Genomic DNA, 13,211 nt, shown 5'->3' with positions numbered 1-13,211 from the left:
GTGGGTCGGCTCGGGTGGCAGCGACTAGGACGAGTGCGGCATCTGCGGGCGGCTGGTCCGGTGGATCGCCGTCACTGCAGCGCCCTGGCCCATCCGTCCGAGGGCTTGGCCGCGGTCCTTCGTGTGCCGGCGTTTACCGCTACCGTCGGGCCAGTGCTGTTCCTGGTCCAAACCCAGAGATACGTCAATGGTTGCCGGTTCAGGCATGGGAGCCATGTCCATGGCCTCCACCAAGTGGCTGGCAACCTCGGGATCGATATTTTCGGCTGGATTCGTTGCAGTCATGGTTCTTCCTTTCCCTATGAAACGAAGGAATTTCAATACTAGGCGCGCCGAAGATGGTTGTCTGCAGGACTTACCTATGCCCAGGAATCACCAGCGGACCTTCTTCTCCGTCTTGGCCTGCTTGCCGCTGGCGGACGTGGGCTTATGGCCCTTGCCCGTGCTTTGCCAGCCAGCGGGAGCGCCGCCGCCGGACTTACTGGCGAGCATCGCTTTCTGGGCATCGGTCAGTTTGGACTTGATGCCGCCGGTGGCAGGCTTTGGGCTTCCCGACGCAGCAGCGTCATTTCCCGAGTCAGCGGGCTCCGGGGTGTTGTTTTCGGAAGGATTGGCAGTCATAAAAGTGGACTCCTCTTAGATGTGAGTCCTGAAGAAGCACCAAAACCATGGCGTTGCGGTTCGAAAAAAATTGCGTCGACAACGGGAACGGCATGGAGGCAGGGCCTCAACAGGCGTGGATTTTTGTCAGGTGAAACTCGGCTGTGCCGCTAAGGGCGGAGGCCGGTCTACTCAAAAATCAGTGTTCCCATGCGTCATACCCTAACCAAGAATCGGCGCTTTTGTGAACCCCTCGGCTAGCATGGCACCCGTGACCTGGAGAATGTCCGTCGCCACCACCCTCCGCGATGCTGGATGCGTTTTCGCTGAGGACGAAGCGCAACTCCTCATTAATGCCGCCACGAGTCCAGACCATCTGGACTACATGGTGGATCAGCGCGTCAAGGGAATGCCCTTGGAACACATCCTCGGCTGGGTGGACTTCTGCGGGAGCCGCATGGTTGTTGGACCCGGCGTCTTCGTTCCACGGCGTCGCACGGAGTTCCTGGTGCGCCAGGCGGCGAAAATCGCACGGTCCGGTGCCGTCGTCGTCGATCTTTGCTGTGGTTCTGGGGCGATCGGTGCGGCACTCAGCGATCTTCTGGGGAGCTGCGAGCTATACGCCGCGGACATTGATCCGGCCGCGGTGAGCTGCGCCCGCAAGAACGTAGAGCCCCGTGGCGGGCGCGTTTTCGAAGGCGATCTATACGACGCCCTCCCCCTTGAACTTCGGGGACGCATGGACGTTGTGCTCGCCAATGCGCCTTACGTGCCTACGGGTTCCATCGGCATGATGCCGCCTGAGGCGCGCTTGCATGAACCAATGGTGGCGCTCGACGGCGGTACTGACGGTTTGGATGTCCAGCGCCGGGTTGCAGAGCACGCGGCTGAGTGGTTGTCGCCGGGCGGTTGCCTCCTGATTGAAACCTCGGAAGACCAGGCGCCAGAAACCGCCAGGATCATGGACCAATCCGGACTGCGTGCACAGGTGGTGACAGACGACGATCTGGACGCAACCATCGTGCTGGGTATCGTCCAGACAGGACGGCAAGAAGAGGCCCGGGATCAGTCAGCTTTTGACCCCAAAAACGCCCCGTTTCATGGGCTCAGCTAAACAATTTGGTAACAACGTGCCCGGCGGGGCAAAAACTTCGCCGATTCCGCGCCATTGCAGGGCAAGACCGGGCAAAAAGATGTAAGACAACTAGGCAAATTGCCCCCTGAAACACCCCATAAATCGGATCTCAACTGGGGTTTGAGGGGGAAACCGCGTAAAATTGAACACCTGCCCGGAGCGGGGCAGCCAGAAGTCGCAAGCAAATGACCTCCCTAGGAGAAGCCCAAATGCCCATAGACCAAAGCAACACCGTCTCTCCGCCAGGCGCAAGGAACGCCACTGGAAACCTGGTTTCGGCCGCTACAACGGCCGCTGCCAACACTGTAAAGAACCCCAAGAAAACGAAGCTCCGCAGCAAGCGCCGGTTGAAAGAATCCGACGTCAATGTTGTGGACCAGCCGATGCTGAAGAAAGCACTCGGCGGCACGATCGTCGGCAACACCATGGAATGGTACGACGTCGGCGTGTTCGGCTACCTCATCACCACCATGGGCCCCGTCTTCCTCCCGGAAGCGGACAAGTCCGTCCAGACACTCTTCCTTCTCGGCACCTTCGCCGCCACCTTTATCGCCCGCCCGCTTGGCGGCGTCGTCTTCGGTTGGCTCGGCGACAAGGTGGGCCGCCAGAAGGTGCTCGCAGCAACACTGATGCTGATGGCGGCAAGCACGTTCGCCGTCGGACTCTTGCCTGGCTACGCGCAGATCGGCATCTGGGCCGCCGCGCTGCTGGTGATCCTCAAGCTCGTCCAGGGCTTCTCCACCGGTGGTGAGTACGCCGGTGCTACAACCTTCGTGAGCGAATATGCCCCGGACAAGCGCCGCGGCTTCTTCGCCAGCTTCCTGGATATGGGCAGCTACATCGGCTTCGCCCTCGGCGCCGCACTGGTTTCGGTCCTGCAGCTCACGCTCGGACAGGCAGCCATGGAGGAATGGGGCTGGAGGCTTCCGTTCCTGATCGCCGGTCCGCTGGGCCTGATCGCCGTGTATTTCCGTAGCAAGATCGAGGAATCCCCGCAGTTCCAGGCCACCCTGGACGCCCAGGAAGCCATCGCGAAGGACGCCGCGGCACAGGATGCCAACGTCGCCAAGGGCCCGGTTGGCATTATCAAGGCCTACTGGCGCCAGATTGTGCTGGCCATGATCCTCGCCGCCGCAGCCAACACGGTCGGCTACGCGTTGACCTCCTACATGCCTACGTACCTTACGGATTCAAAGGGCTACGACCCCGTTCATGGCACCCTGCTGACCATCCCGGTCCTGGTAATCATGGCCCTGTGTATTCCGCTCACGGGCAAGTTGTCCGACCGTATCGGGCGCCGTCCCGTGCTGTGGATCGGCGCCGGCAGCACCATCGCGTTCTCCGTTCCTGCCTTCATGCTGATCGGCATCGGCGACATCTGGTCTACGCTGGCAGGGCTTGCCCTGATCGCGTTCCCCGTGACGTTCTACATTGCCAACCTGGCCTCGGCACTCCCGGCACTGTTCCCGACGTCCAGCCGCTACGGCGGAATGGGCATCGCCTACAACTTCTCGGTGGCCATCTTCGGAGGAACCACTCCGTTCATCGTGCAGGGCCTCATTGAAGGAACCGGCGATGACATGATGCCGGCCTACTACCTGATGGGAACGTCCATCGTGGGTGCGATCGCAATCTACTTCCTGCGCGAATCCGCCCAGCGTCCCCTGCCCGGTTCCATGCCCAGCGTGGACACTGCCGCCGAGGCCCGCGAACTCGTTGCCACCCAGGACACCAACCCGCTCATCAACCTGGACGAAATGCCGTTCGACGGCCAGCCCATTGATGATGAAGTGTTTGGCCGGCGTGACAAGGACCTGACCCCAGCCTAGGGATCACGTGCCTGCAACTTCTGCGCAGCGATTCAGATAGTTCGCGGCAACCCGCCGCCCACCGTAGCCACCAATACCAAGGCGCTCTCCTTGGGATTGGTGGCTACGGCTGTTAAAGCTCGACGGCGGCACTCGCCCGAGCGGCAGCCCTCGCCTAAACCGACAGCAAACCCCTGACCGCCTCGCCAATAATCCGCGCGCCCTCGGGGAATCCGCCGGGATTGGGACCCGCATAGTTGAGCCTGATGTACGGGCCTTCAGGTTCCGCCGGGAACCACTCTGTTCCAGCGGCAATGAGAACCCCGGCCGCTTCGCAATCCTTGGTGAGCTGATCGACGTCGAACCCGTCCGGCATCCGCAGCCACAGGTTCAAACCACCCTTGGGCAGGTGGCTAAGGTGCGCCTCTGGAACGTGTTCGCGCAGGCTGGTGACCAACAAGTCGCGGCGCGACTGCAACTGATGGCCGAGGCCGCGAAGGTGTGTTTGCCAGCCGGGCTGAGTGACGACGTCGAGCGCTGCAGCCTGGAGCAGGCCGCTGACGTACATCGACTCCGCAGCCTGCGCACCCATGATCCGTTCCCGTGCGGGACCGCGGGCGATAATCGCTGCCACGCGGATGGACGGCGAGACGCTTTTGGTCAGGGAGCGGATGTACACCACGTGGCCGGAATCGTCCTTGGCGGCGAGCGGAACGGACTGCGCGGTGATACCGAAATCATGGGCCCAGTCGTCCTCCACAAGGAACGCTCCGTGCTGACGGACAATCCGAAGGACCTCCTCGCCCCGTTCGGGAGACCATTGGGCACCCGTGGGGTTGGCAAAGTTGGGCTGGGCGTAGAACATCCGGGCCATGGATTCCTCAAAAGCCCTCGCCAGCTCGTCAGGATCCGGCCCGTCAGGGCCGGACGGCACCGGAATGACGCGAACACCGGCCTGGCCGGCGGCCAGCAGCGCACCCCAGTAGCTGGGCGACTCCACCAGCAGTGGCCGCCCATGCCCCACCAGGCCGCGAAAGATCGAGCTTAGTCCGCTCTGGCTCCCGGGAAGTACGACGACGTCGCTCGGCTGGGGCGGCGTGACGCCAACCGGCGTCGAGGTGCTGAGCTCGTGCGCGAACCAGGATTGCAGTTCGGGAAGGCCCTGGGCCGGTGGCCGCGACAGCGCAGCGTCGCCGCGGGCAGCCCTGGTAAGCGCGGCCCGGACGAGCCGCTCCGGCAGGAGTTCGCGGTCCGGATAGCCGGAGTGGAAGGCGATGACATCGTTCGAAGCGCTGCGCATAGCGCCAGAGTTCAGCAGGCGCGGTGTTTGGGCGGCTCGGAGTGCAGCTGTTTGCCAGCCGTAATCGGACGGTCTGGCGGTGCGGTATGCCCGGACGAAGGTGCCGACGCCGGGGCGGCTTTCTATCAGGCCTTGGGCAGTGAGGGTTCTCAAGGCCTTCTGCACCGTTACAGGGCTTGCCTGGTATTCGGCCACGAGTTGGCGGGTGGATGGCAGTTTGGCTCCCGGCGCGGCCCCTGCGATCCATTCTTTTAGTCGCGAGACAATCCGGGAACTGCTATCGTTATTCATGAGTCACAATAGTAGCGCTACTACACTTTCGCGGCCAGTGGTATCCAGACGGACGTCGACAGGCGTCTGGTGGGGCCTTCTTGGCGTTGTCGCATTCTCGTTCACGGTTCCCTTCACCCGGGTGGCCGTTGAAGGCTTATCTCCCCTGTTCATCGGGGCAGGCAGGGCCGTGGTTGCGGCCGTTCTTGCAGCACTGGCCTTGGGCTTGACCCGCCAACGTTTCCCGAAGGGCACCCAATGGCTTCGACTGGCTGTGGTGGCCGGTGGCATCGTTGCGGGTTTCCCCTTGCTGACAACGTTCGCGCTGACGTCCACCACCGCAAGCCATGGAGCCATCGTCATCGCGCTACTGCCTGCGGCCACGGCAACGGTAGCGGTGATCCGGGGCCGTGAACGTCCGCGGCTCCTGTTCTGGGTCCTGACTGCCATAGGTGTTATTGCGGCTCTGGTTTTCGCGTTGGTTCAGTCCGGCGGTTTCGGTCAGCTTCATTGGGCTGACCTCCTGCTCCTCGGCGCCGTGATTGCGGCAGCCATAGGCTATGCGGAAGGAGGTCTGCTGGCGCGGGAACTCGGCCCCTGGCAGACAATCTCGTGGGCGCTGGTGGTTGCCTCCCCCGCGATGCTGCTGCTGACACTGCTTTCACTGGGTTCGGGTGCGCCCTCGGCTACACCGGTTCAGTGGTTGTCCTTCGCTTACCTGGGCATTGTGAGCATGTTCCTCGGATTCTTCGCCTGGTACCACGGCCTGGCGATCGGCCCCATGGCGCAAGTCAGCCAGATCCAACTGGTCCAACCGGTCATGACCATCGCGTGGGCAAGCCTCCTCTTGGGAGAATCGATGACGTGGACCACCGCGTTTGGCGGACTCGCCGTGATCCTCTGCGCAGGTGCCGCTGTCCGTGTAAGGCTCAACCCGCCGTCGAGTCCTGACGCTGCCATGCCAAGGCCCTGATCTCGTAGACTCGGCCCATGCCTGACACAACTGTGGGTTCCATCCATCACCTTGAGATCTGGGTGCCGCACCTTGAACGAGCCCGGGAGGAGTGGGGCTGGCTCTTGGGCGAGCTTGGTTACAAACCCTTCCAGGACTGGCCCACGGGGTGCAGTTGGAAGCTCAATGGCACGTACGTGGTGGTGGAAGGCACCGATGCCATCACCGGAACGGCCCACCGGCGCACGGATCCCGGGCTAAATCATGTGGCCTTCCATGCCGGCACCCGGGAAAATGTGGACCGGATTCGCGCGCTCGGTGCCGACGCCGGTTGGTACGAGATGTTCGAGTCGAAGTACCCGCACGCGGGCGGTCCGGACCACTACGCCGCGTATTTGATCAACACTGACAGCTACGAAGTTGAGCTGGTGGCTGAGTAGCTACCTCGGCGGAACCACTGGACGCCACATGGCGACCCGAGGCCAACGCGTCAGCCCCAACTCAGCTTCGTGCTCCATGAGCTTGGCCAGCTCCGGGCCCCAGCTGCCGGCGTCGAGCGTTTGAAACCCCAGGCGCCGGTAGTACGGCGCGTTCCACGGCACGTCGCGGAACGTGCTCAGCGTCTGGCGCTGCATGCCATGCCCCCTGGCCCACACCCGTGCAGCATGCAGCAGTTCGCGGCCGAGTCCTTGGTGTGCTTGATCCGGGTGCACGGTTACCTGTTCCACGTGCGCGTTGCCATCAACAATGTCCGTCAATAGATACGCCAAGGGGTAGTCCAACCCATCGACCCACACCCAGGCACGCCCGGCAGTCACGTAGGCGTTCATCTCGTCCAAGGAGAAGGGTTCGTCATCCGCGATCTGATCCATGCCCAGGCCCCGGAAGGCTTCCCCCGCTGCCCGCTCAATGTCCTGCAAACGCGGCAGATCGTCTGGTCGAGCTAGCCGGATCACCGTTTATCCAGTGCGGGAGGTGCCTGTCCGACGAGGAATCCATTGCGGGTTTCGATCAAGTCCTGCAGGTATCTGGCCAGAACCAGCTTCTCCAGCAGGCGGCCCAGCGCGCCGAACGGCGCAGCGAATTCCACGGTGTCCACCATCAGCGTCCCGCTGCCGTCCTGCCGGAACTCGTGCGTATGGCGGAGGTACTTGAAAGGGCCGCGCACCTGCTCGTCAGTGAACGACGCCGGTGCCTCCATACGCGTGATGCGGCTGGTCATGCGGAAACGGACTCCGAGGTGCCACGCCTGCCAGGTGACTTGCTCGCCTTCCGAAATCAGACCTGTGGTGACGCCGTCTATCGCCTTTTCCCTGCTTTTGGTCATCGACCCCACGTGCGCGTCGATGTTTCGGGACAGGTCGAACAGCTCCTGCGGTGACATGGCGGAGCGGGTTCGGCAGACGAAAGCAACGGGCATACCTTGATCTTCCCAGACTCTGCCGGGCAGCGCTCCAGTGTTGCCGTTACCTTCCCACGAGGCCCATGTGTTGATCGTTGTAGCGGTTGCCCTGCACCCCGATCCGGCTCGCCACGGCATCCAGATCGGCAACCTCATCAGCGGAGAGTGCAACGTTGGTCGCGGCAGTATTCTCTTCTAGTCGCTCCCGACGTCGCGTGCCCGGGATCGGGACAATCCATGGCTGCTGCGCGAGAAGCCAAGCCAGCGCGATCTGACCAGGTGTTGCTCCTTTCGAGGCGGCAAGTTCGGCCACATGATCCACCAGTGCTTGGTTGGCCGCGCGGTTTTCTGCGGTGAATCGAGGGATAGTGCCGCGGACGTCACCCGATGAAAATTGGGTGGACGGATCCACGGTGCCCGTGAGGAACCCCTTGCCGAGTGGGCTGAACGGGACAAAGCCAATGCCGAGTTCCGAGAGCGTTGGCAGCACCTCCGGTTCCGGATCCCGTGTCCACAACGAATACTCACTCTGGACGGCGGTCACGGGAAAGACTGCGTGGGCTGCACGAATTGTGGCGGCGAAGGCCTCGGACAGGCCGAAGTGGCGTACTTTGCCCTCTTGGACCAGCTCACCCACAGCTCCCGCGACGTCCTCGATGGGCACCTTTGGATCAACGCGGTGCTGATAAAAAAGGTCCAGGGCCTCCACCCCAAGCCTGCGGAGCGACTCGTCCGCCACCCGTTTGATCCGTTCAGGAGAACTGTCCAACCCAACGGACTTGCCGTCTTCGATGCGCCAGCCGAATTTCGTGGCAATGACCACCTGGTCCTTGATAGGAGCAAGCGCCTCGCCGACGAGTTCCTCGTTGACGAACGGCCCGTAAACCTCAGCCGTGTCAAAGAAGTTGATACCAAGGTCCACCGCTTCACGAAGTACCTTGATCATCGCCGTCCGGTCCCCCGGGTTGGGTCCGTAGCTTTGGGACATACCCATGCAGCCAAGACCGATGGCCGAGACCTTCAAACCTTGCCCAAGTGTCCGTGTGTGCATGATGCGCCTCCCTTTGATCCAAGTAACTCGCTTGATCCAGTCAACAACCTTCTCGACTCATATGGGAGGTACTGACGTAAGGGGTACTGCCAGTGCCTTACTACGGGTTGTGACCCGGCTTATGGCGGCCCACCCGCTGCTCCTGATAATTTTCGATACAGATAGCTCGCCCACAAGCCCTGAATGATTGGTGGTGTTTTTCCTGCCCGCATTCATGGCGCACGCCCGGGAGCTCCATAAACTTGGGCCGGCGAACAACGATCGTCTCTCCGCCGTTCGGGTGGCCCTCAGTGTCGCAGTTCCGGGGCTGGTCCTGATTCTCGTAGGCCGTCCGGACCTGATGATGTATGCGGTGTTCGGCGCGCTCACTGGAATGTACGGACGCAATGAAACCCACCAACTCCGGCTCAAACATCAAGCCCAGGCCGCGCTGGTTCTGGTTGGCGGACTCTCCATTGGCACGTTTCTTTCCGTCAACCACATCCACTCTTGGTGGCTGGTGTTGGTGGCAACGCTCTTTGCCGGTGCGGGTTCCTTATATGCCGACTCCGTGCGCCTTAAACCGATCGGGCCGTTCTTCGGCATCCTCGCCCTGGGGGCATGCGCGTCGGTCCACACCAGCGTTCCGTTCCTGACGGCGGTGCTGATCGGCACTGCTTCAGCGGCGTTTTCGATTCTGGTCGGATTCGCTGGCTGGCTTCGGCACCGAAAGTGGGAGCCGGGCGCTGCCCGCGATGTCCCTGTCCTCCGCGGACCCTTACGGCAATCTGCCCTTGTTCATGCGGCCCGCTACACTCTCGCTGTCGGTGCTGCCGGCGTGTGCGGAGTTCTGAGCGGGAGCGGCCACCCGCATTGGGCCATGGCCGCAGCCGCCGTGCCGTTGGCAGGCGCGGACCTCCCGAGCCGCGTCCACCGAGGCATCCACCGCATCGTGGGGACGTTCCTGGGGTTGGCGGTAGTCGCCGTCGTACTTTTCCCAACTCCGTTGTCACCGCTGCAGTATTTCCCCGGCCAAACGGCCATAGTCCTGGCCATTGTGGTGGTCCTTTGCCAGTTCCCCACTGAGCTGTTCATGGCGCGGCACTACGGCTGGGCCATGGTGTTCTTCACGCCCGTGGTCCTGCTGATCGCCCAACTGGCATCGCCCATGGATCCGGGCGTACTGGTGATGGAGCGCGCGGTTGAGACGTTCGTTGGAGCGGTGATTGGAATCGCGGTAGCGGTGTTGGTCAGGGCACCTGGCGTTGCGGTTCCTAAGGCTGCAGAGGCCGGCGCGGCGGGCCGGAAGTAAACTTCGCCGGCAAGATACGCGCAAAGAAGCTCACCACTTTGTATCGACGCGTCGGGATGGAAACAGCCTTGCCCTCGGCGTTGTCCTCCAGCCCTTCCCGCACCACGCGCTCGGCGCCGAGCCACAGGAATCGCGGCGCCACGGACTTATCCATGCCCATGCGGTCGTGGAATTCGGTGTGCGTAAAGCCAGGGCACACCGCTGTGACCTGCACGCCCGACTTCCCATATGCAATGTTCGCCCAGCGGCTGAACGTCACCTGCCAGGCTTTGGCCGCCGAGTAGGTGCCCCTGTTGGCGAAGGCTGCGACGCTGGCAACGTTGATGATCCGGCCTTTTCCGCGAGCCAGCATGACTTCAAGCGCCGCATGGCACAGCTCCATCGGTGTCTGCACGTGGAGGCGTAGATGCCGCTTTTCTTCCTCCAACTCGTTCTGCTCGAACGACTTCAGCAGTCCGATCCCGGCGTTGTTCACCACGACGTCCACAGGTCGCGCAGCGTCCCGCAAGCGCTCGGCCACCAAGGAAACCCCGACGTCGGTGGTCAGATCGGCGGACAGAACCTCCGCCGAGATACTGAAGTCGCGTTCGAACTCCTCGGCCTTTTCCTTGAGGCGTTCTTCATCGCGGGCTACCAGGACGAGGTGGTGTCCGGCTTCGGCGAGCTGGCGCGCGAATTCCGCACCGAGCCCAGCCGTGGCGCCGGTGACCAGGGCGGTGAGTTCATTGGCTCGAGTCGTCATGCGCCTAGACTATGCGCTGAACGCTCCCGGCGCCCTGTCTTTTCGTCAGAGGGTCGAGTGCTCTTCGTCTGAGGATCGCCTGCGTGGCTTGGTGGCAATGATGGCCAGCGCTATCGAGCCGGTGATGCCAAGGATCCACCAAGGGAATCCGGGGTCCGTTGTGGTGGACGGCAGAGTACGGGGTCCATCAGCGCTGGTGGGTGCGGTGGTTCGTTCGCCGCGAACCAGGAGTCGGTGGCTGTTGATGCCTTTGGGTGTGCAGGTAATGAGCGTCAGGTAATCCTTGCCCTCGACTTTGCGCAAGGCCTCGGTTTGGTCGGGCAGTACCGTGAGGATCTGGTCGACCTTGTAGTAGATGGTTTCATCAAGCACGTTGATGCTGAAGACGTCGCCTTCATGAACTTTGTCCAGGTCGTCGAAAAGAGTGGCGTTGACGAATCCTGAGTGGGCACTCAAGACACTATGAGTACCTTTGCCGCCCACTGGCAGCGCGGACCCGAAGAGGTGGCCGGCGCCTTTGGAGAGGGTGTCCTCGTCCGTGCCATGGAAGATGGGCAAATCTGCGTGGATGGAGGGAATGCTGATGCGGCCCATCATTCCTCCAGGCCCGACGGCCAGCATCTTCTTGTACGCCTCAGAGCCGGCACCGATGGTGGTTTGCTCGCCTGCTTCATTCAAGGAGTACGGGTCCCGGAGGGGTCCTGAAGGCAGTTCATCATTGAACTCCCGTGCCTGGTCCAGGAGCGACTTCTTCGCGGAGGGGTTCATGGTCTGGACAGAATCCACGTAGCCGCTGATCTCGGTGGCATGGATTCGGTCCGAGAACCAGGCTGCGGCCGTGGGATAAAGCAGGATTCCGACGCCAATGACCGCCACCAACACGATCAGGAGCCGTTGCCGGTTCCAGGGTCCGGTCAGATGCCGGAGTCGACGGGTGCGGGTTGGTGCCTGTGTCATCAAAATCCTGTAGCTGGGTGAGTCGGTTGGAAGACGGCAGTTATGAAGAGTGCAGCAGCTAATAGGACTGCAAAGTGGGAATGCAAGTGGGGAAGAGCGCGTGGTTGGCGTTCTTCCCCACTTGGGGTCACTGCGGGGGCCGCGGGTAGCGGCCCCTGCGGTGTTGTTTACCAGCTGTGGTGCTGTTGCTGGTGTTGGTGTTAGTTGTTGCTGGTGCGGCGGTTGCGGACGAACATCAAGGCTGCACCGACGACGAGGAGGGCACCGGCTGCGTAGAGAATGCCGGTTCCGACGCCACCGGTCAGCGGCAGCTGGAAGCCGCTGTTGGAGGGGATGTTCTTCACTTCAAGGTCGATACCGACCGTGGTGGTGGTGCCGTTGATCAGGAAGGACACCGGCTCGGCGAGCAGTTCGTAGCCTGCCGGGGCGGTGGTCTCTACCAGGTAGTACGTGCGGTAGTCCGGGGTTCCGGGTGCCACGGCGGCGCCGTTGGCCCAGTCCGAGTAGCGCAGGCCCGAGATCGTCAGCGTGCCGTCAGCGGCGACGGTGAAGACCGTCTGGCCGTTGAGGTCCACCGGGTTCGTTCCGGCCTTCGCGTCGGCTTCGTTGGTATAAACCGAGAAGGAAGCGCCAGCGAGGGCTGCACCGTTCTCGTTGACCTTCTGCAGCGTCATTTCGCCCCACTTGGTCACGACCGGGGGCGTRACGACCGGGCCACCGGGCTGGCCCGGTGCRACGGTGAAGCTGGMAGCGTTCGGGTACACGAGGGCTTCGTTTTCGATCTCACCAATGGTGTTGACCTTGGTGTTGACCATGACCTGCACCCGGGTRTCGGTGTGTGCAGCSAGTTTGACCCGGCCTGCGGCGGTGAAGATGACCGAGACGGTGTTGGTCGCGGCGTCGAAGCTCACGGTGTAATCCGTGCCGGCCGTCAACGGCGTGCCGTCAACGAGGGTCGCGGACGCGCCGACGTAGGTCAGCTTCGGGTCCAGRACGTCCACGATCTTGTAGCCATCGATGACGGCTTCGTTCGGGATGTCACCGGTGATGGTGAAGTCGATCTGGTCCCCGAGCTTCACGTCAGGGGCRTCCGTGACGGTCTTYTCGGCCCCGGCAACGGAGTTCTTCGGGTASACGTGGACGTCGTAGATCCAGTTGTCCTTGTTGTCCGGGTCCGTCAACGGCACGGAMACCAGGAACGGGGCCGACGGTGTCACACCGGCCGGGTAGTTCGTTTCCGTCACCAGGTACAGGCCCACCGGCAAGGACGTGAAACCGGCGGTCCCGGCAGCGTCGGTGGTTTTCGCCTGGGCAGCGCCCAGGGTGTAACCGGCACCGGTGATCGAGCCCGCGGCGTTGGCCGGGGCGAACACGCCCGAGAGGTTGTGCGCCGCGTCCCAGCCGGCGTTGGTGGACAGGTCAATGGTGTTGACCTGCTGGATCGTGAACTCGATACCGGCCAACGGTGTCAGGCCGGTGGTATCCACGGACGTGCCGTTGTTCGGCAGGCCCGTCGGAGTCGCGGGACGTTCGAACTTGTGGACCGTGATGGAACCGGTCTGGTCCCCATCAACCAACGGTGCGGCCGAAGCCGGGGCCACGGAGAAGGACATCGCCAACACCGCCCCGGCGATCGTGGCGGCGGCGGTCTTCCAAACCCGCCCGGTGTGGTGATTACTCACTGTGTTTTCCTCTTTCATCGT

The 13,211-nt window shown here is 62.5% G+C and carries 14 protein-coding genes; 5 read left to right on the top strand and 9 right to left on the bottom strand.

Annotation, left to right across the window (positions count from 1 at the left end):
* Positions 1-24 precede the first annotated feature (24 nt).
* Positions 25-285, bottom strand: a complete 261-nt coding sequence (locus AC1DD7_RS16160) for a hypothetical protein (protein ID WP_477515779.1) — start codon at positions 283-285, stop codon at positions 25-27.
* A gap of 87 nt (positions 286-372) precedes the next feature.
* Entirely contained in the window at positions 373-621 is a 249-nt protein-coding gene (locus tag AC1DD7_RS16155; RefSeq protein WP_477515778.1) for a hypothetical protein, read from the bottom strand.
* Between the two features lie 241 nt (positions 622-862).
* Between AC1DD7_RS16155 and AC1DD7_RS16150 the strand changes: the two genes are divergently transcribed.
* Both AC1DD7_RS16150 and AC1DD7_RS16145 read left to right on the top strand, forming a co-directional pair.
* A complete protein-coding gene (locus AC1DD7_RS16150; protein ID WP_477515922.1) occupies positions 863-1,714 on the top strand; it encodes a putative protein N(5)-glutamine methyltransferase in 852 nt (283 codons plus the stop codon).
* A gap of 230 nt (positions 1,715-1,944) precedes the next feature.
* Positions 1,945-3,564, top strand: coding sequence for an MFS transporter (locus tag AC1DD7_RS16145; RefSeq protein ID WP_477515777.1), 1,620 nt, complete (start codon positions 1,945-1,947; stop codon positions 3,562-3,564).
* 154 nt (positions 3,565-3,718) lie between these two features.
* Here AC1DD7_RS16145 and AC1DD7_RS16140 read toward each other — a convergent pair whose 3' ends face one another.
* Complete coding sequence (locus tag AC1DD7_RS16140) at positions 3,719-5,134, bottom strand: aminotransferase-like domain-containing protein (protein ID WP_477515776.1); 1,416 nt, start codon at positions 5,132-5,134, stop codon at positions 3,719-3,721.
* Between AC1DD7_RS16140 and AC1DD7_RS16135 the strand changes: the two genes are divergently transcribed.
* Entirely contained in the window at positions 5,133-6,086 is a 954-nt protein-coding gene (locus AC1DD7_RS16135; protein WP_477515775.1) for a DMT family transporter, read from the top strand. The two genes, AC1DD7_RS16140 and AC1DD7_RS16135, sit on opposite strands and share 2 nt — an antisense overlap.
* 17 nt (positions 6,087-6,103) lie before the next feature.
* A complete protein-coding gene (locus AC1DD7_RS16130; RefSeq protein WP_431117549.1) occupies positions 6,104-6,505 on the top strand; it encodes a VOC family protein in 402 nt (133 codons plus the stop codon).
* Here the strand turns inward: AC1DD7_RS16130 and AC1DD7_RS16125 are convergent, their stop codons facing one another.
* From AC1DD7_RS16125 to AC1DD7_RS16115, 3 genes are read right to left on the bottom strand one after another with little or no spacing between them, the layout of a single operon-like run.
* Positions 6,506-7,021 carry a GNAT family N-acetyltransferase gene (locus tag AC1DD7_RS16125; protein WP_477515774.1) on the bottom strand — a complete coding sequence of 172 codons (516 nt, stop codon included), beginning with the start codon at positions 7,019-7,021 and terminating at the stop codon, positions 6,506-6,508.
* Complete coding sequence (locus AC1DD7_RS16120) at positions 7,018-7,485, bottom strand: SRPBCC family protein (RefSeq protein WP_477515773.1); 468 nt, start codon at positions 7,483-7,485, stop codon at positions 7,018-7,020. The genes AC1DD7_RS16125 and AC1DD7_RS16120 overlap by 4 nt, the downstream gene beginning before the upstream one ends.
* A gap of 46 nt (positions 7,486-7,531) precedes the next feature.
* Positions 7,532-8,518 (bottom strand): aldo/keto reductase, encoded by a 987-nt coding sequence (locus tag AC1DD7_RS16115; protein WP_477515772.1) that lies wholly within the window; start codon positions 8,516-8,518, stop codon positions 7,532-7,534.
* A gap of 214 nt (positions 8,519-8,732) precedes the next feature.
* Here AC1DD7_RS16115 and AC1DD7_RS16110 point away from each other — a divergent pair, with 214 nt between their 5' ends.
* The gene (locus AC1DD7_RS16110) at positions 8,733-9,809 is read left to right on the top strand and encodes an FUSC family protein (protein WP_477515921.1); all 1,077 of its coding nucleotides are present in this window, start codon (positions 8,733-8,735) and stop codon (positions 9,807-9,809) included.
* Here AC1DD7_RS16110 and AC1DD7_RS16105 read toward each other — a convergent pair.
* The 3 genes from AC1DD7_RS16105 to AC1DD7_RS16095 all read right to left on the bottom strand — a co-directional run.
* Positions 9,772-10,551 carry an SDR family NAD(P)-dependent oxidoreductase gene (locus AC1DD7_RS16105; protein ID WP_477515771.1) on the bottom strand — a complete coding sequence of 260 codons (780 nt, stop codon included), beginning with the start codon at positions 10,549-10,551 and terminating at the stop codon, positions 9,772-9,774. The two genes, AC1DD7_RS16110 and AC1DD7_RS16105, sit on opposite strands and share 38 nt — an antisense overlap.
* Before the next feature lie 45 nt (positions 10,552-10,596).
* A complete protein-coding gene (locus tag AC1DD7_RS16100) occupies positions 10,597-11,508 on the bottom strand; it encodes a class C sortase (protein ID WP_477515770.1) in 912 nt (303 codons plus the stop codon).
* 200 nt (positions 11,509-11,708) lie between these two features.
* Positions 11,709-13,211: SpaH/EbpB family LPXTG-anchored major pilin (locus tag AC1DD7_RS16095; protein ID WP_477515769.1), on the bottom strand; the 1,503-nt coding region annotated here is incomplete at its 5' end.

The sequence above is a fragment of the Paenarthrobacter sp. 10L412 genome, from assembly GCF_056395565.1.
Note: the sequence above shows the minus strand (reverse complement) of the source record. Positions and strands in the feature narration are given on the sequence as shown.